The organism is Allobosea sp. 05T438 (assembly GCF_056396025.1).
Genome location: NZ_JBFTKQ010000009.1, coordinates 1 through 19,962, shown reverse-complemented (window position 1 = coordinate 19,962; position 19,962 = coordinate 1). Strand labels below are relative to the sequence as shown.

Genomic DNA, 19,962 nt, shown 5'->3' with positions numbered 1-19,962 from the left:
TCGTCCGTTGGCTCGCTCCGCGCGCGGAGCGAGCCCCGTCGCAACGATGCGACGCTCCCGCTGCTGACGATGGCACCGAAATTCCGGGCTCTCATTGTGTTTCCCTCCGGTCAAAGTGATGCTTGATCCCGAAACCACGCGCCACGATGATCTGCGGAGTGGAGCTGGCCCGTGGCGCCCTGCCCCGCAGCGCCCGCGCGGCCAGCAACTCGCGCGCGACACTCGCTGCGATGTTGCGATCGTGGGTGCTGGCATTACCGGTGCATTTATTGCCGAGCATTTGACCGCGATGGGCCTTGATGTCGCGGTTATCGACCGAGAGCGGGAGGGATTCGGGAGTACGGCGGCGTCAACCGCGATGCTGCAATGGGAAATTGATCTGCCTTTGCGCGAACTCGCCGGCCTCTATGGCTTCGAGCGTGCCGCCGAGGCCTATCGACTGAGCTGGAGGTCAGTCGCAGGCTTGCGGCGCCTGATAGAGGAGCTTGCTTTGCCGTGCAGCTTCGCACCGCGTCAGACGGTGTATCTGGCAGCAGGCGAGATCGGCTTGCGGGAATTGCAAGATGAAGCCTTGCAGCGTCGACGCGCCGGGCTTCCCGGTGAGGTCGTCGACGGCGGAGGCCTGCGCGGCGCCTTGGGCTTGGATCGCCCGGGAGCAATTATCTCTCCCGGTTCAGCTGAGGCGGATCCGGTAGCGCTCTGTCACGGCCTTCTGATGACCGCAACACGCCGAGGGGCGCGTTTGATCCGGGACGAGGCAGTTGGGTTTGACGGCACCAACTTGGCTGCGGCCGTGAGTCTTGCCAGCGGGCATGTCGTTGAGGCCGCTCACCTCGTACTGGCCACTGGCTACGTCATGCCGGCGATCGTTCGGGATGCGCTCCACCAGGTTGCATCGAGCTGGGCCATTGCGACTGTGCCGCAGCCAGCACAAGCGCTCTGGCTTAACCGTGCTCTCGTATGGGAGGCATCGCAGGATTATTCCTATTTTCGGACCACACCGGAAGGACGGATCATCTTTGGTGGGGAAGACGAGAGCTTCGCAGATCCGAAGCTCCGCGAGGGGCTCGATAGAGACAAGACCGAAGCTCTTCGCGCCAAGCTTCACGCCCTGCTTCCCCTGGCTTGCCTAGATCTCGATCGCGCCTGGTCCGGAGCCTTCGGCAAGACGGCGGATGGTTTGCCCCTGATTGGCCACGTCCCCGGACACAAACGCCTGCTGGCGGCCTATGGCTACGGTGGCAATGGCATAACCTTCAGCTTCTTGGCGTCCCGCATCATCGGCATGCTGATCCGCGGCGAGGAAAGGCCCTGGTTCGAAGCCTTTGCGATCGACCGCGCCTTGATCCGAAAATAGCGGAAAGACCTTTGAAGCGGGGCCGTGGCCGGTGCGTCGGTCTAACCCCCGAGAACGCGAAAAGGCTCCGCCAGCCGAAGTCAGCGGGGCCACGTGCTCTACAATATCGACGTGGTCGCCGCCCTCGCCACGACCGGCTGGATGCGTTAGTCCGTCGGTGCCCTTCCTGCGCTCTTGTCGATCGTTCCCTCACGACGAGCGACGATGGCGAGCTCCTTCAGGTGGAGCGCTTCTTTCGATCATCCTTGCGCTTGTCCTGCTCAACCGCCGCGCTTGCCGAGCGCACAATGGTCGCAATTGCCAAGGGCGGATTGCCGGATTTCTCGGATATTACGCGATCCTGCTCCATGATTGTCGCTCGCGCGGGCTCGTCGCCATCCAGGCCGCCGAGCAAGGAGGTGGGAACGCGCCGATTGGAGGTTCTCGATCCGTCTTGATAAACGACATCGAACATCGTGAACTCGGTATCGAGAGCTTTGGATTTTGTCCGCTTAGCCACTTTAGCTTCCTTGCCGCGATGCGCGCATTAACCGAGCTCGTCCTAATGGCACTCGCTTGCATCATTCGCCACCCCCGGCTTCGCGCGAAGCAGCCTAATCGTCTGGCAGGTCGAGTTCGACTTGCTCGAAAGCCCCGTCGTTAGCGGCAAATCGGCGGTTAGGCATGGCGGGCCCGGGCCGCTGGTCGTTCGCGAGCTTGTCACACTCATCGCGCATCGCCTGCAAGCCGGCTGCACCGAAGAGCGATAACCCCGAAGATCGGTTGGCGCCTTGCGCTGACGGGTGTTCGCAGGGATCGGGAGCGGCTCACAGGGCTTGACGGTGGCGGATTGACCGGGGCTTCACGCCGGGAACACCGCATCCAGCGCGCGCGTTCGCTCTCCAAAAGGAGGAGCGTTCCATGGGTCATAAGCTCTTGGTCATTGCCGCCGTGCTCGTGCTGAATATTGGTACAGCCGCCCAAGCCCAATTTCATCCGCCCACAAGTGAAGGCGCGGGCGCTAAGCCAGGGGCGGCGCCTCAGCAAGGTGCCGGCGGCGGGGCCGCTGAACAGTCTCCCGATGCGAACCGACGAGAGAATGCGCAAAGCAAAGGCGGCGCGGATTCGCAGCTAAATCGCGACTATGGAAAGGACACGACGCCGACGGGGAAGGAATTGCACGAAGGACAGCCAGCCCCGCCGAAGCCGTAGCTCGCTTAGGCGCCTTCCAAACGCTTGGTTCACGACCAAAACGGCAACCAGCCAGGCTGCAGTTGTTGGCGCGGTGTGGCCTTGCCAAAAGCTCACGCCCTTGGGCGCATCGCTCGCCCGTCGCGCTCTATCTCGTTATCCCGCCCGATCTGTTCCAAGTAGCCCACCGATCCCGGCCCTATTCCGGCAGTCTCAGGCCCGCCAGGAACGTGGCGACCGCGAGCGTATGCTTGGGCTGCGCCTGGCAGTGGCGCTCAACCGCGATGATGATTTCGCCGTCGCCATATTGCGACAAGCGTGAGGGGGAATGCTGACGCAACGCGTCAACGACCCATTGGCTGATCGCGGTGTGCATCTGCTCGTCAGTCGACGCGCGCTTCATCCAGAGTTCGCAGGTGACGTAGTCCTGCAGGAATTCGCCTTTGCGCGGCTCGGCGCTGATAGCGCTCAATGGAAATGCGGCCACGCAAAGAACCGCCAACGCCCATAGGCGCATCGCTATGCCCCTGTCATGTCTACCCCGGAGCCGGACTTTACCCGTTCCCGATCCTCGGTCCAGCCGCGAAACGCGTTTCCTCGCCGGCCGTCTTCGCACGGCTCTTCGTGACCCAACCTGCTCGCAATGCGGACGCGCTCCTCGGCCCGGGCGGTGCTTGGGGCGTTCAGCGCTCCCAAGGGGGAGGATGGCCAAAGGCGCGGCGAAGGCAATCGGCGAAGGCGCGCAGCTTCGCCGAGGGGCGGCGACCTTCGGGATGGGCCAGGTGAATGAACTCGGTTTCAGGCTGAACGCCGATGTCGACGATGCGCAGACGGCCGCTCCGGATTTCGGCGCTGGCGATGAACAGCGGCAGCAATGCGATGCCGAGACCGGCCAGCGCGGCATCCCGCATCATGTCGCCGTTGTTCACGCGCAGCGCGGGGCGCGCGCGCACGCTGGTCGTGCCCTGCGGCCCGCGGAACCGCCAGTCGCCGGCTCCCCGATTGGTGTAGAAGACGCCGTCATGCCCATCGAGCTCGGCCATTGAGCCGGGCGTCCCGCGCCGCGCGAGATAGTCCGGCGACGCAACGAGAACCCGCCGGCTCGGCGCAAGCGTCCAGGCGACGAGGCGCGAATCCACGATCGGCCCATGGCGCAGCACGGCATCGTAGCTGTCGGAGCCGGCATCGACACGGCGGTCATCGAGGTCGAGCGTCAACTCGATCCGGGGATGCCGGGCAAGGAAAGGGTAGATCGCCGGGCCGAGATGCATCCGGCCGAAGGTTACTGGTGCCGAAATCCGCAACGGTCCGACAAGGGCGCCGCGTCGCTCCGCCATGTCGGCGGCAGCCTCCTCGACCTCCCGCGTGATACGAATCGCGCGCGCAAGGAAAGCGGTTCCGTCCTCGGTGAGCGTGAGCCGGCGGGCGCTGCGATGCAGGAGGTTCGCTCCCAAGCCGCGCTCCAGCTCCGCGAGGCGGTCGCTCACCACCGATTTCGATAGATGCAGCCGGCGGGCCGCCTCGCTCAGTGAGCCGGCCTCTGCGATCGCGACGAAGGTCGCGATGCCGTCGAGCTTCAGCATCGTTCGGCTTTCCCGGACATAAGTTTCGCCCATGCGATGCTAATCCGAACGGGGCTCGAATGCTACGTTCCGTCTCGCCAACGGGGCAGATAGCGACGGTCGCACGGACCGCCCTCCCGACAGGCGGGAGATACTCGATGTTGAAGTTCGCACTCGCACTTGGGGCGCTTGCCTTGGCCGCCCCGGCGGCCGCCCAGGTCCCCGACTTTCCGGCGTCCTTCAAGACGCAGGAGATCGCGACCAACGGCGCGACCATCCACGTTCGCCTCGGCGGGCGGGGACCGGCAGTGGTGCTGCTGCACGGCTATGGCGAGACCGGCGATATGTGGGCACCGATGGCAGCCGATCTGGCGCGGGACTACACGGTGATCGTGCCTGATCTGCGGGGGCTCGGCCTGTCGTCCAAGCCGGCCTCCGGCTTCGACAAGAAGACCCAGGCCGGGGACGTTGCGGGCGTGCTCGATGCCCTCAAGATCGAGCGCGCCGATATCGTCACGCATGACATCGGCAACATGGTCGGCTTCGCGTTCGCCGCACAACATCCGCAGCGCGTCGGCCGCTTCGCTCTCATCGACGCACCTGTGCCCGGCGTCGGTCCATGGGAGGAGATCCTCAAGAACCCGCTACTCTGGCATTTCCGCTTCGGCGGGCCGGACATGGAGCGGCTCGTGGCCGGCCGCGAGCGCATCTATCTCGACCGCTTCTGGAACGAGTTCTCGGCAACACCGGCGCGCTTCACCGAGGCTTCGCGCGAGCACTACGCCAAGCTCTACGCACTGCCTGGCGCCATGCATTCTGGCTTTGCCCAGTTCGCGGCCTTCGATCAGGACGCGATCGACAACCGCGCTTATCTGAAGGCCGGCGGCAAGCTCACCATGCCGGTTCTGGCAATCGGTGGAGAAAAGTCGTTCGGCACGACGATGGCGGTCGTCATGCGTGACGCTGCGACCGACGTAACAGAAGGCGTCGTCCCCGATTCCGGTCATTGGATCATGGAAGAGAACCCCACGGCCACCATCGCGATAGTCCGCGCCTTCCTGGACAAGGGGCGCTGACTGATCTGGTCGCAGGCACCGGACGCCGGCTGTGCTCGGCGGTACGCTTCAGGCCGGCCAAAGCCGGCCTTTTCACCCGATCGCTTCTGCGGGCAGCCACGCCTCGCCTTGATCTCGCTCAAAGTATCATCCGCGGGGGAGGTCCAAGATCACGACGCTCCGCTTACGGAAACCTCGGCATGAGCACCGCACCGAATGCCGCCCCGGGGTCGCCAAAGACCCGGGGGACCCTTTCTGGTCGACACACCCTTGGGCTGTGTCCGCATGCTCGCCCTGAGGGCTCTCGGCATTCACCTCTTCGCGAGCCACATGGCCCACATCGTGGCCGCACCCATGGAGCGAAAGATGCGCTGAGACCGCTTTTTCCCTTGGTCGACAGACTCGCAAAGGAGGGCCCGCCATGAAAACGCTTGTTCTCACCACCGTTCTGATTGCTCTAGCCGGACCCACCCTGGCCCAGGCGCCAACCTCCCATGACCAGCACAATCCCGGTGGTGCCGCTGCAGCACAGGCCCAATCCACGGCCCCGGCAAAGCCTCAGGCAGCGCCCGGTCAATCCGGGATGCCAATGCCCATGGGTCAGATGGTGCAAGGCCAGATGATGGACAGGGGCATGATGAGCGGAAGGATGATGGGCCGGTTCTCGGCCGAGGACATGAGCGCCTTCATCGACGCCCATATCGCGGCAATCCATGCCGGGCTGAAGCTGTCCGCCGACCAGGAGAAGGCGTGGCCCCCCGTCGAAGCTGCGATCCGCAACCTGGCAACCCTTCACCTTGGCCATATGCAGGCCATGCGCCAGACCCGGGGAATGATGGCGAGCGATCCGGTCGGTCGGCTCCGCATCATGGCCGACCATATGAGCCAGGGAGCGGACGCCGTGCGCAAGCTCGCGGACGCCGCGTCGCCGCTCTATGCGGCCCTCGACGGAGCTCAGAAGCGGCGGCTGCAAGTGCTCGTCCGGATGGGCGACCGCGGCATGATGGGGCGGGGGATGATGACGGGGTGGGGAACGATGGGTCCCGGTGGCGCCATGATGCCCGGCGGAGCCGGGGACGATGACGACGACAGTCAGGAAAGCCGCTGACACTCCAGCCCGGATGACGTCGGCCATGGAACGCGGTGACCTCCGCGCTCGGAGCCATCCGGTCGTGGGGGGATGAAAGCGGGCAGGCGCAAGCTTGCCCGCCCCGCAATGTCACTTTGGAAGGCACGGGGGGCCGCGACGGCCCGTGCGAGACCTCCAACGACGCGTTCAGACGAAGTTGCCGCTTGACCTTACCATCGTGGGAAGGTGCATGGTGCGCTCATCGTCAGAAGCGGAGATCATTCCATGTGCGGATGCAGCAGCCACTCCTCCCGGCCGGGTCAAGCGGTCGAGCGGGATCCGAACGCCTTGACCCTGCGGGTCGAGGACATGACCTGCGGCCACTGCGCAGGCACGATCAAGAAGGCGATCGAGACTGGGCTGCCCGGCACGCAGGTTGAAGCCGATCCGGCCTCCAAGCTGGTGTCCGTCCGCGGTAGCGCCGACCTGGCGTCCATCAAGGCCCTCGTGACCAAGGCCGGCTACACTCCGGTCGCGGCCTGACGGAGGCGCGCTCACAGGTAGAGGATTAGCCCCGTCGGCTCGGGTCGGCGGGTTTTTCGTTTTCAACGGTGTCGAGAGAGGAACATCCACCGCCCTTTAACGTTGTTTCCGCGGCTGGGAAATTAAGTTTGGAGAATTCATGATGCGCAAATTGCTCGTCGCTCTTGCCGTTGCCACGTCGTTCGCTGGAGCGACTGCTCTGCATGCTCAGACTGCGACGACCTCAACGCGCGAAGTCTATATCAAAGCGGAGCCGACCGATGTGCTCAGCAGTAACCTGATCAACCTCAAGGTCCAGAACAATGCCAAGGACAACGTAGGCGAGATCAAGGACCTCGTCGTGTCCAATGGGAGGCTGTCCGGACTTATCCTGTCTGTCGGCGGCTTCCTGGGCATGGGTGAGCGCTATGTCGTGGTCGCGCCAGCCGCCGTGAAGGTGGTTTATTCCGAGAACGACAAGAAGTGGTCGGCGACCATGGATACGACGAAGGATGCGCTGAAAGCGGCGCCCGAGTTCAAGTACGAAGGCCGCTGGAGCAAGTAGGCTGCTCCCGTTGCTCAGGCCCCGTCAGCTCTGGCTGGCGGGGCCATTTTGCTGTTCAGGTTGCCTCACGGGCATTACCCGCCCCGTGACCGCGAGATACCTGTCGCTGGAATGCATCACTGCCACGTCTATCTGGGTGCCGTCCTCGCATATCACGCGCAATTTGGAATGAAGCGCGGCGGGATCGATGTCCGAGGTGTCGCAATACAGGTATCCAGCGCGGATTTCGTCATAATCGCTGCCAAATTTGTAGGAGAGCGGGAGCATCCGCCCGTCCCGCAGGATGAGCAAACCTGTCCCGACATACATTGCTCTGTCCCCGCCTCAGCGGCGCCCGTAGCAGTGCCGAACGCCAACAGACAATTGCTGAAGTACACGCCTGTTCCGGGATGAAAGCAATCGACGTTTGGCTACCCGCCGGGCCCCCCAGGGGGCGCCTCATTGCATTGCATGCGACGGCGTGGAGGGCTGGCCAGTTCGCCGTGGACCGAAAGCCAAGCATGACGACGCAACGCCATCATCCGATCACGCGGAACACGACCGGCTTGGATTCGTTCCGTTTTCGAGAGGTCGGTACCTGATATGATCCTTCTATTCGTCTCAGCTCTTGGCCTGATTGTGGCCGGAGTTGTCATTGCGTTTTCGGCAGAGGGATGGACCGCGGCGCCTTGGAGCGGGGAAGCCGGCATGTCCAAGCCGGATGCAGGCGACCGTCAACCCGAAGCATCTTCATTTGTTCAGCCAATCGACACCGCCGACGACCCGGTTGCGGCAATGAATCAATGGTGGGACTGGGTACCGTGGTTGCGGCGCGGCGGAAGGGGCATCTGACATTCGGCCGGGGTCAGTTGTCGCGCACGGATCTTGGCCACGCTGGCTTCGGCGGGCCGGGAGTAGCAAGAGTCAAGGCGCCCCGGCGCTGCGAATACCTCGCTTGGGCGGGAGGCCCCTTCTAGTCGGCGATGCCGTCCCGGCCTTCGATGGCCATAAGAGTTGCCGTGAGCAGGGCAATCAATCGCTCATTTCCGTCTTTAGCCGCAAAGACCTCAGTCTGGGCCAGCGTCAGCGTGCGCCCCGCCTTGACGACCTTGCCACGCTCGATGATGCGCTCGCCGGTCGCCGGCGCCAGGAGATTGATCTTGAACTCGGTGGTGAGCACCCCGCGGTCCATCGGCATCGTGCTGAGGGCGGCATAGCCCGCCGCGCTGTCCGCAATGGCGCTGACTGCACCTGCATGGACAAAGCCGTGCTGTTGCGAGATTTCCGGTTTGGGCACCAGTTCGATCACGACCTGTCCCGGTGCGACACTCGTCACGACTGCGCCGAGCGCGCCCATGAGCCCCTGCTTGGCGAAGCTGGTCCGAATTCGTTGATCAACCCGCGCCGACTCGTCGTTCATTTGAATGTCCTCCGCAGTGCAGCGTGACATGCTGCCATTCGGCTGGAAACCGGGCGGGATTGAGCCGCCATTATAGTTTCGCCACTGTCCGAAATGCATTCGCCAGTTTCTTGACTGCGATTTCGGTCTCGGCGGGCGTCGAGGCGGCAAAGCCCATCAGGAAGCCGGCCTCGGCATCACCCGTGGCGTGAAGGGCCGACAATCCCAGAAGCTCGATCCCGGCGCGCCGCCCAGCATCGATGGCAGCACGTTCGGATAGATCGCATGTCAGCAGGCAGGGCATTTGCAGCCCGCCGATGGGAATGCGCGGCTCGACAAAATCCGACAGGTGCTTCTGGACGAGATCGACAAGCGCACCGAGCCGCTGCGCATAGATGCCGCGCATGGTGCGGACATAGGCGCCAAAATGCCCTCCCTCCATGAAGCGGGCCAGCGTCAGTTGCGCCATCGGGGCGGAATGCCCGTCGAGGAGAGTGCGCGCGATGGTCATCGGCTTCACGAGTTGCGGCGGCAGCACGACATAGCCGATCCGCAGGCCCGGAAAGAGCGACTTGGTGAAGGTGCCGATGTAGATCGTCCGGTCGTGGGGATCGAGCCCCTGCACGCAGGCCGTCGGCTTGCCGGCATAGTGGAATTCGCTGTCGTAGTCGTCCTCGATAATCCATGCCTGATGCCTGGCCGCCCATTCGATCAGGGCCAGACGGCGGTCCAGCGCCAGCGTCGCACCGGTCGGAAACTGGTGGGAAGGCGTCAGGGAAACGGCTTTCGCCTTGCGCGGCTGGGCCAGAATCTGCTCGACGACGATCCCTTGCCGGTCGACCCGGATTGGGACGCATTCGAGGCCCGCCGCATCGAACGCCTTGCGCGCGCCGTGATAAGCCGGGTTCTCGATGAAGATCCCGTCGCCGGGATCGAGCAACATGCTCGCGCACAACATCATGGCCTGCTGCGAACTGGTGAGGACAAGCACCCGGTCGGCCGTCGCGCGCGCGCCGCGCTCCAGGTTCACGTAATCAGCGATGGCGCGGCGCAGCGGTTCGGTTCCCTGCGGATCACCGTGCGCCAGCGCCTGGGTGCCGACCTCCCTGCGCACCTGCCGTTCCAGCCTCTCCCAGAGCTGAAGAGGAAAGGTGCGGGTTTCCGGCACGCCGGGCGAGAAGGGCCGGGGCGACAGCGTATCGTGCACCCCGCCGCTGCGGAACATGGCATTGCCGCGCTTGCTGAGGTTCGGAGCCTGGTGGCGCAGCAGCGCATCCCGCTGGGACAGGCGATGGCCGGGCGTGAACTCCGTGATCTCTGCCACGAAGCTGCCGCTCCCGACGCGGCGATCGATGAAGCCTTCGGCATGGAGCCGGACGTAGGCTGCTTCGATCGTATCGCGCGACACCCCCAGCGATTTGGCGAGCCCACGCGAGGCCGGAAGGGGTTTTCCCGGTCCAAGCGCGCCATCGATAATCAATTGCCGGATGGCCCGCTGGATCCGCGCATGGAGCGGCATCGCCGCATGAGCGGGGTGGGCCATCCCCGCCTTCACCGTTTCCAGTTGAGAGTGCCTGAACAAATGGTCTGATCCCCTCGAATAAAATGGATGGGAACATCGAGCCATTGTTTGACTATGTGTCAATCCGACTTGTTGGCCCTGCGTCCCGAGCTTCAGGAGATTTTTCAGGATCATGTCGTCCCGTGTCGCATCTTCACCCATTCGCTTGAACGACCTGCCCCATCCTGTCGTCGCCGGCCTGATCTCCGTCATCGTCAACTATGGCGGCACCTTCATCCTGGTCTTCCAGGCGGCGAAGGTTGCGGGGCTGAGTCCTGAGCTGACGGCCTCTTGGGTCTGGTCGGTTTCGATCGGCGTGGGGCTGACGGGTCTCTTCCTGAGCTGGCGCTATCGCGAGCCGATCATCACGGCCTGGTCGACGCCTGCAGCGGCTTTCCTCGTCGCAGCGCTCGGCACCACACCCTACGCCGAGGCCGTCGGCGCCTATATGCTCTCGGCGGCGGCCTTCGTCGCGCTCGGGCTATCCGGCTATTTCGAGAAGGTCATCCGGCTGATTCCGCCGGGCATCGCCTCGGGCCTGCTGGCCGGCATCTTGCTCCAATTCGGCATCGGTGCGTTCGGTGGCGCGAGCGTCGATCCGCTGCTCGTCGGCTTGCTGGTCATCGCCTATGTCGTGCTGAAGCGCTTCTCCGCGCGCTATGCCGTGGTCGGCATCCTGCTTATCGGGCTGACCTTCTTGCTCATGCAGGGTCGGGTGGATCTGTCCGGACTCAAGCTGGCGTTCGCAGCTCCCGTCTTTACCATGCCGGCGTTCTCGCTGGACACGCTGCTGTCCGTCGCGCTGCCGCTGTTCGTCATCACGCTGACCGGCCAATACATGCCGGGGATGCTGGTGCTGCGAAACGACGGCTTCAAGACCAGCGCCAATCCGATCGTCACCGTGACGGGTCTCGGCTCACTGGTCATGGCCCCGTTCGGTTCCCACGCCTTCAACATTGCGGCGATCACGGCCGCGATCGCCACGGGTAAGGAGGCTCACGAAGACCCGTCGAAGCGTTGGATCGCGGGCATCGCGGCCGGCTGCTTCTATGTGCTCGTCGGGGTGTTCGGCGTCACGCTCGCCGCCGTCTTCATGGCCTTCCCGGCGACCTTCATTACCACGCTGGCCGGCCTCGCGCTGCTCGGCACGATCGGTGGCAGCCTCGCGGGAGCGATGGCCGATCCGGCGTCCCGCGAAGCCGCGCTCATCACGTTCCTCGCCTCGGCCGCGAACATCAAACTGCTCGGGATCGGCGGGGCGTTCTGGGGCCTGGTCGCCGGGCTCGTCGCCCATCTCGTTCTGAACGGCGGCCTGCTGCGCAGTCAACGGAACGGGCCGACCGGGAGCAAGGCTGCCGCAAAGTGACGACCGCCCACCCGCCTGCCCCGCGCCGGAACCGGTGACGTTCCTCGCGTCGGTCAGGGCGAGGATATTTCGCGATCGAGAAGCGCACTGCGGAGCCTCGGGAGAGAGCGGCCCGATGAGGTCGCTCTCTCCCGGGAGGGGCACGGCCCCGTGATCAGGCCAGATCCTTGCGATAGACGATGCAGCCCGGGCACAGGGCAACGTCGCCATAGAGCTTGCGCTGGGGCGTGTTGCTTCGCGTGTCTGCCAATAGACGCGTTTGGCGCCGGCCCGGCGCGCAGACCGCGCCTTCCACTGCTTGACAGAGGCGCAGCTGGCTGCCTTAGTGTCTACCTGTATACAAGTATAACGATAATCGTCACCGGAGGAACGCCATGATCCGCCCTTCACTCGCGGCAGCGTTGGTTTGCGCCGCGTCGCTGCTCCAGCTTTCGACGGCCAAGGCCGGCCCGGTGCTCGACGAGATCAAGTCGAGCGGCAAGCTGATCTGCCTCGTCAGCCCGAGCGCACCGGGTTTCTCGATCCCCGACAGCAAGGGCGTGTTCCGCGGCTTCAACGCCGATTTCTGCCGGATGGCGGCGGCGGCGATCCTCGGTGACGCGAGCAAGGCCGATATCCGCGGAGTCGGCTTTTCGGATGCTCTGAAGAGCCTCGTCTCGCGGCAGGCCCATATGGCTTCACGCTCGATCACCGAGACCGGCACGCGCTCGGCCGATCCCGGCCTCGCCTTCGTGGCGACGACCTTCTACGACGGGCAGGGCTTCATGGTCTCGAAGTCGCTCGGCGTGAAGTCCGCCAAGGAGCTGAAGGGCGCGACCATCTGCGCCGAGGACGGCTCGACGACGCTGCTCAACATCGCCGATTGGTATGCCGCGCAGGGCATGGCCTACAAGATCGAGAACATCGCCGATAAGACTGCGCGCCTGCAGGCGTTCTATGCCGGCAAGTGCGATGCCTATGCTTCCGACCTGACGGCGCTCGCGGCCGACCGCCAGCTCGCCAAGGACCCGGACAGCTACGAGATCCTGCCCGAGGTGATCTCGGCCGAGCCGCTGACGCTCGCGACCCAGCCCGATGACGAGCTGCAGAAGGCGGTGCGCTGGGCTTTCGCCGCCATGCTCAACGCCGACGAGCTCGGCATCAATTCCGGGAACGTCGACAAGGCGGTCGCCGATCTCGCCAAGCAGCCCAAGGCAGTACAGCGCCTGTTCGCGAAGGATGGCGCGGCGGCGGACATGGCCGCCAAGCTCAAGCTCCCGGCCGACTGGGCCTATCAGGTCGTCAAGCAGGTCGGCTCCTACGGCGAGGTCTTCGACCGCAATCTCGGACCGGCAACGCCGTTCAAGCTGAAGCGGGAAGGCACCCAGAACGCATCGGTGCGCAATGGCGGCCTGATGTACGCCTATCCGATCCGATAAGCTGCATGCCGAGGCGGCTGGCTCGGGGCGGCCGCACGAGGGAGAACGCGCTTGGTCCAGCCGAGCGAGACGATGCCGGACGAGTACATCGAGTCCGTCGTTTCCATCCGGGCGGTCGTGGATTGCCCGGGCGGCGGCCGGCTCGTCACGCTCGGCGTGCCCGGGCTCTCGATCGACCATCGCGGCCGTGGCTGGGTCGACCCTGAGTCGCTCGCGGTGACCCTGGCGGAGCTCGGCCGCCTCGACACGGCGCTCTTCGTCCTGCTGGTTCGCGACGACGAATGCCCTGCCGGCCTGCGCAGTCTGCTGAAGCAGAGGGCCAGGGAAGCAGGCATCGCTCTGATCGCGTTGCCGATCGACGATTACGAAGCGCCCGGCGCGCCGTGGTTGCGGGCGTGGCGGCGGATCGAGACGATGGCGGACCGCCAGATGGTGGCCGGGCACTCGCTCGCCCTCTGCTGTCTCTACGGCGCGGGGCGGAGCGGGACGGTCGCCGCCGCCATCCTCTGCTGGAAGGGGCTGACGCCGCCCGAGGCGCTCGGCCGGCTTCGAAACGCCTTTCCGGACTCGGTCGAAAGCCCGGTCCAGGAAGCCTGGGTACAGTCGCAGACCGGCGGAAGCCCGTTCCTGCGGGATCAAGACGAGGAATTCTGAACGTGGCGCTACAACTGGCACCGAGATCCGCTCCGGCGCGCGCCGAGGAGATGCTGCAGACCCTCCGGTTCCGGATCTGCCGCGAAGACCCGGAGACCTCCATCATGCTGCACGAAGGCAAGCTGGCGCAGGAGTTCGGCGTCAGCCGGACGCCGATCCGGCAAGTCCTGCAGCGGCTGGCCTTCGAACATCTGCTCGAGACGCGCTCCGGCATCGGCACGGTGGTCAGCCCGCTGCAGCCAGCCGAGCGGAGGCTGCACTTCGCCATGCTCGCCGACGTGCTCCAGCTATGCCGGCGCTGCGCGGCACCGAAACTGGACGTCCCGGCCCGTGTCCTCGCAGGCACGATTGCCGGGCTTGCGCGAAGCCCGGGGCCGGATCCGGAAGGAAGCTATTTCGAGATCCGCACGCAGATGCTCGAACTGGCGTCCGGCCTCATCAGGGACCCCATCGCCTCGGAAGCTCATGCCGCGATGCATTGGCGTGTCATCCGCTGGCGGATGCAAGCCGTGCGGAACGACGCCGCAGCGGCCTTTGCCGGGCTGGAGAGCACCATGGCTCTGCTGGAGCGGGCGGCGACGCCGGGGGATGTCCTCGATTGCCTCGCCGCCGAGGCACCGCTGGATTGACGGAGCAGGAGATGAGTATCGCCCAGGCGCAGTTCCTGCGCCGCGCAGGATTACCGCCGGCCGTCGCGGGCGCACTCTGGCTCGGCCCCATGCCCGGCCGGCAACGGCCGCTGCGCGAGGATCTCGAAGCGCTGGCCGAGGCGAAGGTGAGCCGCATCATCTGCCTGGCGCCTCCGGAGGAGGTCGCGCGGAAATCGCCGGACTACGCAGCTCTCCAGCCTGGCGTCGCCATTGCCGTGACGGGGTTTCCGATCAGCGATTTCGGCGTTCCCGAGGACGAGGAGGGGCTGCGCTCGCTCGTCGACCGGGCGGCCCGCGACCTGTTGCAGGGGCAGAGCCTGTTCCTGCATTGCGCTGCCGGGATCGGGCGAACCGGCATGGTCGGCATCTGCATCCTCGTCGCGCTCGGCCTGGGACTGGAAGAAGCGAAGGCGGCCATCGCCGCGGCCGGCTCGGGGCCGGAAACGGAGATCCAGAGGGAGTTGGTCTGCCGCCTTGCCGCAGGCATGCGGCATCCCGCACTCTCCGGCATCGACAGGACGGGCCGACCATGAGCTCCGCCAGCATTGGCGGCGCGTCGCCCGCACTCGGCCCTCCCCGGGTGAAACGCCCGTTTCCCGTGGTCGACTGCCTCATTGGAGGCGGACTGCTTCTCGTCCTCGCCTTCATCGCCATCAATGTCCGCGCCAACATGACGGCTGCCGGCATGCAGCCGGGCTTCGGCTTTCTCTGGCAGCAGGCCGGCTTCGATCTCAGCGAAAGCCTGATCCCCTACAACGCCGAGGACAGCTATCTCCGGGCCATCCTCGCCGGGCTTGTCAACACGCTATTCGTCTCGGCGGTCAGCCTCATCCTCGCCTGCGTGGTGGGGTTGGCGGTCGGCCTGGTTTCCGTCGGGCCGAGCCCGCTCGCGCGGCTGTTGGCGCTCGCCTATGTCGAGCTCTTCCGCAACCTGCCGAAGATCCTCATCCTGCTGGTTCTGTTCGTCGTCGCGGTCAACGGACTGCCGACGCTCCGGCGCGCGATCGCGCTGGGGCCTGTGCTCATCTCCAACAGGGCGATCTATTTCCCCTGGCTGGCCGCTGATCCGCGCAACGGCATCTGGCTCGTTCTGTCGCTCCTGCTTGCCGCGACGATGGCGACGCTCTGGATGCGCCGTGCGGGGCGGCGACAGGCCGCGACCGGGAAGCGGCCGCCGGTCATGCCGGTTCTGCTTGCACTCTTCCTCGTGGTTCCGGCCGGCCTCGCGCTGCTGTTGCAGGCGCCGCTGCAGCTTAGCCGGCCAGTGCTTGCCGGCTTCGCGGTGGAGGGTGGCGTCGGCATTTCCATCCAGTTCTGCGCGGTGGTCGTCACTTTGGCGCTCTACCATGGCGCACAGATCGCCGAGGTCCTGCGCGGCGGCATCGAGGCGGTGCCGACGGGCCAGATGGAAGCCGCCGCGGCCCTCGGCCTGACACGCGGCCGCACCATCCGCCTTGTGGTCGTCCCGCAGGTGCTGCGGACCGTCATCCCGCCGCTGAACAGCCAGTTCGCCAACCTGCTCAAGAACACGTCGATCTCGATCGCCGTCGGCTATTCGGACCTGATGTCCGTCAGCGGCACCGCCATCAACCAGACGTTCCGGCCGCTGGAGCTCATGCTGATCACCATGGCGCTCTATCTGCTGCTTTGCCTCGGCCTCACCGGAGTCCTGAACCGGTGGAGCGACCGGATCCGTGCCCGCGAAGGACGGGGGGCCCGATGAGCATCACCCTTCCGGCAGCGACACCCAGATCGGCGCCCCCGCGGCCGGCCCGATGGATCGCCGGCGTGATCGCAAGGCCGGGCGCCGCGCTGCTTTCGGCGGCGAGCGCCGGGCTGGCTCTGTGGCTCGGCTGGACTATGCTGCGCTGGCTCATCCTCGCCGCGGTTCCTCCCTGGGGCGAGGCCGCCCGATGCGCTGCGGCCACCGGCGCGTGCTGGCCGTTCTGGGCCGAGAAGACACGCTTCATGCTCTTCGGGACCTATCCGTTCGACGAGCAATGGCGCCCTGCCCTCGTCTCGGCGATCCTGCTGGCGCTATCGGGCGGGACGGGCTGGATGGCAGTGAGCGGGCGCTGGCCGAAGGCGACCACCCTGGCCGGCCTCTGGGGCGCCGGCATTCTGGCGAGTTTCCTGCTGATGGGCGGAGGAGTGCTCCGGCTAGCCCCTGTCGACGCCACGCGCTGGAACGGGTTGCCGCTGCTCCTGATGCTGTCTGCGATCGCGCTGGCGCTGGCGTTCCCACTCGGCATCCTGCTCGCGCTTGCACGCTACCAGACGCGGCATCGCCTGCTGAAGCGGATGGCCGGCCTTTTCGTCGAGTCCATGCGCGGCGTGCCGATGGTCACGCTTCTCTTCGTCGGTGTCTTCGTCCTTCCGCTGACCTTGCCCAAGACCATGGTCATCGGCCCGATCGCGGCGGTGCTGGTGGCGCTGGTCCTGTTTCACGGCGCCTACCTGGCCGAGGATGTGCGCAGCGGGCTGCTCGCCTTGCCCGCAGGGCAGCATGAAGCGGCGTCCTCGCTGGGCCTCGGCTTCTGGGCGACCGCCCGCCGGGTGCTGCTGCCGCAGGCGATCGAGCGCTCGATGCCGGCCCTGGTGAACAGCACGATCGGCGCCTACAAGGACACGTCGCTCGTCGTCGTGCTGGGGCTGCACGATCTCAACGCCACCGCCAAGATGGCGTTCAGCGATGTGGCCTGGGGCCACCAGGCGCTGGAAGCCTATGTCTTCGTCGGCGCCTGGTTCCTGTTGTCCTGTTCCTATCTGTCCTGGGTCGGCAGGCGGCTGGCGGCCAAGAGCTCCGGCCGCCGGCGATAATGATGCAGACCTGCCGGCTGAGCCGCCTTCAGCGCGCGGCCTCGACCTCGCTCAGGCAGATCCTGAGGCGGTCGAGGATCATCTCGACGTCATCCGCGCCGACCGTGAGCGGCGGGCGGATCTTGAGGATGTTGTCGGCCGGGCCTTCGCGCCCGACGAGGATGCGCATGTCGCGCAGGCGGTTCATGACATGGGCGACCGCATCGGTCGCGGGCTCCAGCGTCTCGCGATCCGTGACCAGCTCGAGGCCGAGGAAGAGGCCGATGCCGCGGACGTCGCCGACGCAAGGATAGTCCGCCATCAGCTCGCGCATGCCGGCGAGCAGCTTGTCTCCCATCGCCTTGGCATTGGCCGAGAGACCTTCGTCCTCGACGATGTCGAGCACTTCCGAGGCAATGCGGCAGGACAGGTTCGAGCCGCCGAAGGTGGAGAAATACTCCGGGCCTTCGGCGAAGCGCTCGGCGATGGCGCGGGTGGTGATGACCGCGCCGATCGGGTGGCCGTTGCCGAGCGGCTTGCCGAGCACGACGATGTCCGGTTGCACCGCTTGCTGCTCGAAGCCGAAATAGTAGTCGCCGAGGCGCCCGAGCCCGGTCTGCACCTCGTCGGCGATGCAGATGCCGCCGGCGGCGCGGATGCGCTCGTAGACAGCCGCGAGATAGCCCGGCGGCGGGATGATCTGGCCGCCGACGCTCGGGAAGGTCTCGGCGATGAAGCCGGCGACCTTGCCACCGCGCTCCGCGATGGCGTTGAGCGCGCCGTCGACCTGCTTGGCATAGTGCAGCGCCCGGTCGGGATCGTCGCGGCGGAAGCGGCCGCGATAATCGTCGGCGACGTCGACGAGTTGCACCCAGGGCTTGCGGCCGCCCATGTTCGGCTTGTTGAACTTGTAAGCGGAGATGTCGATCGCGCCGGTGGTGTTGCCGTGATAGCCGTGATCGGGCGTGACGATGTCGTAGCCGCCGCTGGCGGCGCGGGCGAGGCGCAGCGCCAGCTCGTTCGCCTCCGACCCGGAATTGACGAAGAAGCAGACCTCCAGCTCCCCTGGCAGCTTGGCAGTCAGGCGTTCGGCCAGCGCCATCGGCGCCGGATGCAGATAGCGCGTGTTTGAGTTCATCCGCGCGAGCTGGTCCATCGCGACGGCCCGGATGCGCGGATGGGCATGCCCGACATGCGGCACGTTGTTGTAGGCGTCGAGATAGGGCCGGCCCATCGCGTCGAAGAGATGGTGGCGCCAGCCGCGCAGGAAGGTGACCGGGCGCTTGTAGCTCAGCTTGAGATTGGCACCGAAACGGGCCTTGCGCTCGGCCAGCAATGCGGCCTCGTCGATCGCCTGATAGGCGACGACATCGTCCGGCAGGTTCAGCAGGGCGGCGGGGTTCGGGCAGATCGCCTGCCAGAGTGCCCAGTCGTCGGGATCGGCGACGCCGGGCCAGTCATGGCCCATGCCGTCCAGCGTCAGCGCGAGCTGGAAGTGCAGATGCGGCTCCCAGCCGCCATTCTCCTCGGCCGGGCCGAGCTTCGCGAAGACCTCGCCCGCCGCGATCTCCTGGCCTGGCTTCAGCTTGGCCGCACCATCGGCGGCGAGATGGCCGTAGAGCGTGTGGAAGACATCGCCCGCGGGCGTGCGGTGCTCGAGGATGACGACGCCGCCATAGTCGAGATGGCCCTTGCGGTTCTCGGCCAGCGCGACGCGGCCGGCCAGCGGCGCGCGGACCGGCTCGCCGGCGGGGCCGAAGACATCGACCGCCATATGGATGGTGCGACGGTTCGAGGCGAGCCAGCGGCCCTTGCGGAAAGCCTTGTCGGTATAGACCAGCCGCGGCTCGCCATATTGGCCGAGCCACCACTGCGAGGTGATGCCGAGCCCGGTGCCGAGATTGCGTGCTTCGTCGGCGCGCAGTTCGAACGGGTTCTGCGGGATCGTCGCCTCGGCGACGCCGAGCGAACCGACGGGCAGGCCTTCGAGCGAACGGCCGAGCACCGGCGCGAAATTGCCGCGCTGCCCGGCGATCCAGCTCGCGATACGGCCGGCGGCGTCGGTGACGAGCAGGCCGCAGGCATTGCGCAGGCGCGCGCCCATCAATTCGCCGTCGATGGCGGGGTTCTCCAGCAGCCGCCAGGCGGGGCCTTGCGAGATCGTGACATAGGGGTCGTTCGGGCGGTCCTTGGCTTCGATCGTCGAGTTCACGACGCTGACGGCGAGGCGCATCCGGACAAGCGGCCAGATCAGGCCGATCTCCTCGGAACTCAGCGGCGAGACGCCATGATAGCCGGCGACGAAAGCGGCGAGCGCGGCCTCGGGCGTCTCGTGGTCGAGGATGGCATAGGCCGCGGCGATGGCGATCTCGCAGACCCGCGGGCCATTGGTCATGTCGCCGAAATCGATCAGGCCGCTGATCCGGGCGGGTTCGCCGAGACGGGGCTCGACGAGGATGTTGAAGTCGTTGAGGTCGTTATGGAGGGTCTGGCGCGGCAGCTTGTCGAGCGCGGGCTTGAGGGCCTCGAAGGCCGCGACGATCTCGGCCACGAGCTTGCGGCGCGAGCCTTCCAGCACATCGAGATGCGGCTTGATCCAGCCGGCCTGGGTCAGGTCCCATTTCGCGGCATCCGGCGCGGCGGTGACCTTGAAATCGCGCAGCGCGAGGTCGAGCCGCGCGGTCAGCGCGCCGAGTTCGGACAGGACGGCAGGCGGTTGCGGCCCGGCTTCACCCATCGGGATGCCCTGAAAGGCGCGCTGGACCCAGACCATGCGTTGGCGGCCTTCAGCATCCGCAACGTTCTGCCAGAAGCGGTTGCCTTCGGTGGAAAGCAG

The 19,962-nt window shown here is 66.0% G+C and carries 21 protein-coding genes; 14 read left to right on the top strand and 7 right to left on the bottom strand.

Annotation, left to right across the window (positions count from 1 at the left end):
• The first annotated feature begins 118 nt into the window (after window positions 1-118).
• Complete coding sequence (locus AC1DIN_RS18170; RefSeq protein ID WP_476810803.1) at window positions 119-1,357, top strand: NAD(P)/FAD-dependent oxidoreductase; 1,239 nt, start codon at window positions 119-121, stop codon at window positions 1,355-1,357.
• 217 nt (window positions 1,358-1,574) lie between these two features.
• On the opposite strand, the gene AC1DIN_RS18165 is transcribed toward AC1DIN_RS18170, so the two are convergent.
• Window positions 1,575-1,856, bottom strand: coding sequence for a hypothetical protein (locus AC1DIN_RS18165; protein WP_476767023.1), 282 nt, complete (start codon window positions 1,854-1,856; stop codon window positions 1,575-1,577).
• Window positions 1,857-2,257: 401 nt separating this feature from the next.
• On the opposite strand from AC1DIN_RS18165, the gene AC1DIN_RS18160 reads away from it, so the two are divergent.
• The gene (locus tag AC1DIN_RS18160; protein ID WP_476810802.1) at window positions 2,258-2,548 is read left to right on the top strand and encodes a hypothetical protein; all 291 of its coding nucleotides are present in this window, start codon (window positions 2,258-2,260) and stop codon (window positions 2,546-2,548) included.
• 178 nt (window positions 2,549-2,726) lie between these two features.
• On the opposite strand, the gene AC1DIN_RS18155 is transcribed toward AC1DIN_RS18160, so the two are convergent.
• Together AC1DIN_RS18155 and AC1DIN_RS18150 are read right to left on the bottom strand one after the other, a co-directional pair.
• Window positions 2,727-3,044, bottom strand: coding sequence for a hypothetical protein (locus AC1DIN_RS18155; RefSeq protein WP_441472235.1), 318 nt, complete (start codon window positions 3,042-3,044; stop codon window positions 2,727-2,729).
• A 166-nt stretch (window positions 3,045-3,210) separates the two neighbouring features.
• Window positions 3,211-4,110, bottom strand: a complete 900-nt coding sequence (locus tag AC1DIN_RS18150; RefSeq protein ID WP_441472234.1) for a LysR family transcriptional regulator — start codon at window positions 4,108-4,110, stop codon at window positions 3,211-3,213.
• A gap of 137 nt (window positions 4,111-4,247) precedes the next feature.
• Between AC1DIN_RS18150 and AC1DIN_RS18145 the strand changes: the two genes are divergently transcribed.
• From AC1DIN_RS18145 to AC1DIN_RS18130, 4 genes are all read left to right on the top strand, one after another.
• Window positions 4,248-5,165: an alpha/beta fold hydrolase gene (locus AC1DIN_RS18145; RefSeq protein ID WP_476810801.1), complete on the top strand. Its 918-nt coding sequence runs from the start codon at window positions 4,248-4,250 to the stop codon at window positions 5,163-5,165.
• 400 nt (window positions 5,166-5,565) lie between these two features.
• Window positions 5,566-6,252 (top strand): Spy/CpxP family protein refolding chaperone, encoded by a 687-nt coding sequence (locus AC1DIN_RS18140; RefSeq protein WP_476810800.1) that lies wholly within the window; start codon window positions 5,566-5,568, stop codon window positions 6,250-6,252.
• 309 nt (window positions 6,253-6,561) lie between these two features.
• Window positions 6,562-6,756, top strand: coding sequence for a heavy-metal-associated domain-containing protein (locus AC1DIN_RS18135; RefSeq protein WP_476810799.1), 195 nt, complete (start codon window positions 6,562-6,564; stop codon window positions 6,754-6,756).
• A gap of 142 nt (window positions 6,757-6,898) precedes the next feature.
• Window positions 6,899-7,300 carry a PRC-barrel domain-containing protein gene (locus AC1DIN_RS18130; RefSeq protein WP_476810921.1) on the top strand — a complete coding sequence of 134 codons (402 nt, stop codon included), beginning with the start codon at window positions 6,899-6,901 and terminating at the stop codon, window positions 7,298-7,300.
• 24 nt (window positions 7,301-7,324) lie between these two features.
• Here AC1DIN_RS18130 and AC1DIN_RS18125 read toward each other — a convergent pair whose 3' ends face one another.
• A complete protein-coding gene (locus AC1DIN_RS18125; RefSeq protein ID WP_441472230.1) occupies window positions 7,325-7,609 on the bottom strand; it encodes a hypothetical protein in 285 nt (94 codons plus the stop codon).
• 378 nt (window positions 7,610-7,987) lie between these two features.
• On the opposite strand from AC1DIN_RS18125, the gene AC1DIN_RS18120 reads away from it, so the two are divergent.
• A complete protein-coding gene (locus AC1DIN_RS18120) occupies window positions 7,988-8,131 on the top strand; it encodes a hypothetical protein (protein ID WP_441472229.1) in 144 nt (47 codons plus the stop codon).
• A 121-nt stretch (window positions 8,132-8,252) separates the two neighbouring features.
• Here the strand turns inward: AC1DIN_RS18120 and AC1DIN_RS18115 are convergent, their stop codons facing one another.
• A complete protein-coding gene (locus tag AC1DIN_RS18115; protein ID WP_476810798.1) occupies window positions 8,253-8,699 on the bottom strand; it encodes a PaaI family thioesterase in 447 nt (148 codons plus the stop codon).
• Between the two features lie 70 nt (window positions 8,700-8,769).
• Window positions 8,770-10,260, bottom strand: a complete 1,491-nt coding sequence (pdxR, locus tag AC1DIN_RS18110) for a MocR-like pyridoxine biosynthesis transcription factor PdxR (RefSeq protein WP_476810920.1) — start codon at window positions 10,258-10,260, stop codon at window positions 8,770-8,772.
• A gap of 112 nt (window positions 10,261-10,372) precedes the next feature.
• Between pdxR and AC1DIN_RS18105 the strand changes: the two genes are divergently transcribed.
• From AC1DIN_RS18105 to AC1DIN_RS18075, 7 genes are all read left to right on the top strand, one after another.
• Window positions 10,373-11,605 (top strand): benzoate/H(+) symporter BenE family transporter, encoded by a 1,233-nt coding sequence (locus AC1DIN_RS18105; RefSeq protein WP_476810797.1) that lies wholly within the window; start codon window positions 10,373-10,375, stop codon window positions 11,603-11,605.
• A 374-nt stretch (window positions 11,606-11,979) separates the two neighbouring features.
• Entirely contained in the window at window positions 11,980-13,023 is a 1,044-nt protein-coding gene (locus AC1DIN_RS18100; protein WP_476810796.1) for a transporter substrate-binding domain-containing protein, read from the top strand.
• A gap of 51 nt (window positions 13,024-13,074) precedes the next feature.
• Complete coding sequence (locus AC1DIN_RS18095) at window positions 13,075-13,677, top strand: protein-tyrosine phosphatase family protein (RefSeq protein WP_476810795.1); 603 nt, start codon at window positions 13,075-13,077, stop codon at window positions 13,675-13,677.
• A gap of 2 nt (window positions 13,678-13,679) precedes the next feature.
• A complete protein-coding gene (locus tag AC1DIN_RS18090; RefSeq protein ID WP_476810794.1) occupies window positions 13,680-14,306 on the top strand; it encodes a GntR family transcriptional regulator in 627 nt (208 codons plus the stop codon).
• 11 nt (window positions 14,307-14,317) lie between these two features.
• A complete protein-coding gene (locus AC1DIN_RS18085; protein ID WP_476810793.1) occupies window positions 14,318-14,860 on the top strand; it encodes a protein-tyrosine phosphatase family protein in 543 nt (180 codons plus the stop codon).
• The gene (locus AC1DIN_RS18080; RefSeq protein ID WP_476810792.1) at window positions 14,857-16,050 is read left to right on the top strand and encodes an ABC transporter permease subunit; all 1,194 of its coding nucleotides are present in this window, start codon (window positions 14,857-14,859) and stop codon (window positions 16,048-16,050) included. The genes AC1DIN_RS18085 and AC1DIN_RS18080 overlap by 4 nt, the downstream gene beginning before the upstream one ends.
• 65 nt (window positions 16,051-16,115) lie before the next feature.
• Complete coding sequence (locus AC1DIN_RS18075) at window positions 16,116-17,147, top strand: amino acid ABC transporter permease (protein WP_476810791.1); 1,032 nt, start codon at window positions 16,116-16,118, stop codon at window positions 17,145-17,147.
• Window positions 17,148-17,175: 28 nt separating this feature from the next.
• Here AC1DIN_RS18075 and AC1DIN_RS18070 read toward each other — a convergent pair.
• Window positions 17,176-19,962, bottom strand: a 2,787-nt coding sequence (locus AC1DIN_RS18070; protein ID WP_476810790.1) for an aminotransferase class III-fold pyridoxal phosphate-dependent enzyme, incomplete at its 5' end; no start/stop codon positions are given.

Bases quoted from the DNA above. Each gene is read 5' to 3' on its own strand.
- AC1DIN_RS18125 (WP_441472230.1), bottom strand. From the start codon at position 7,609: ATGTATGTCGGGACAGGTTTGCTCATCCTGCGGGACGGGCGGATGCTC.
- AC1DIN_RS18105 (WP_476810797.1), top strand. From the start codon at position 10,373: ATGTCGTCCCGTGTCGCATCTTCACCCATTCGCTTGAACGACCTGCCC.
- AC1DIN_RS18170 (WP_476810803.1), top strand. From the start codon at position 119: ATGCTTGATCCCGAAACCACGCGCCACGATGATCTGCGGAGTGGAGCT.
- AC1DIN_RS18130 (WP_476810921.1), top strand. From the start codon at position 6,899: ATGCGCAAATTGCTCGTCGCTCTTGCCGTTGCCACGTCGTTCGCTGGA.
- AC1DIN_RS18150 (WP_441472234.1), bottom strand. From the start codon at position 4,110: ATGCTGAAGCTCGACGGCATCGCGACCTTCGTCGCGATCGCAGAGGCC.
- AC1DIN_RS18080 (WP_476810792.1), top strand. From the start codon at position 14,857: ATGAGCTCCGCCAGCATTGGCGGCGCGTCGCCCGCACTCGGCCCTCCC.
- AC1DIN_RS18085 (WP_476810793.1), top strand. From the start codon at position 14,318: ATGAGTATCGCCCAGGCGCAGTTCCTGCGCCGCGCAGGATTACCGCCG.
- AC1DIN_RS18140 (WP_476810800.1), top strand. From the start codon at position 5,566: ATGAAAACGCTTGTTCTCACCACCGTTCTGATTGCTCTAGCCGGACCC.
- AC1DIN_RS18100 (WP_476810796.1), top strand. From the start codon at position 11,980: ATGATCCGCCCTTCACTCGCGGCAGCGTTGGTTTGCGCCGCGTCGCTG.
- AC1DIN_RS18120 (WP_441472229.1), top strand. From the start codon at position 7,988: ATGTCCAAGCCGGATGCAGGCGACCGTCAACCCGAAGCATCTTCATTT.
- AC1DIN_RS18160 (WP_476810802.1), top strand. From the start codon at position 2,258: ATGGGTCATAAGCTCTTGGTCATTGCCGCCGTGCTCGTGCTGAATATT.
- AC1DIN_RS18145 (WP_476810801.1), top strand. From the start codon at position 4,248: ATGTTGAAGTTCGCACTCGCACTTGGGGCGCTTGCCTTGGCCGCCCCG.
- AC1DIN_RS18155 (WP_441472235.1), bottom strand. From the start codon at position 3,044: ATGCGCCTATGGGCGTTGGCGGTTCTTTGCGTGGCCGCATTTCCATTG.
- AC1DIN_RS18115 (WP_476810798.1), bottom strand. From the start codon at position 8,699: ATGAACGACGAGTCGGCGCGGGTTGATCAACGAATTCGGACCAGCTTC.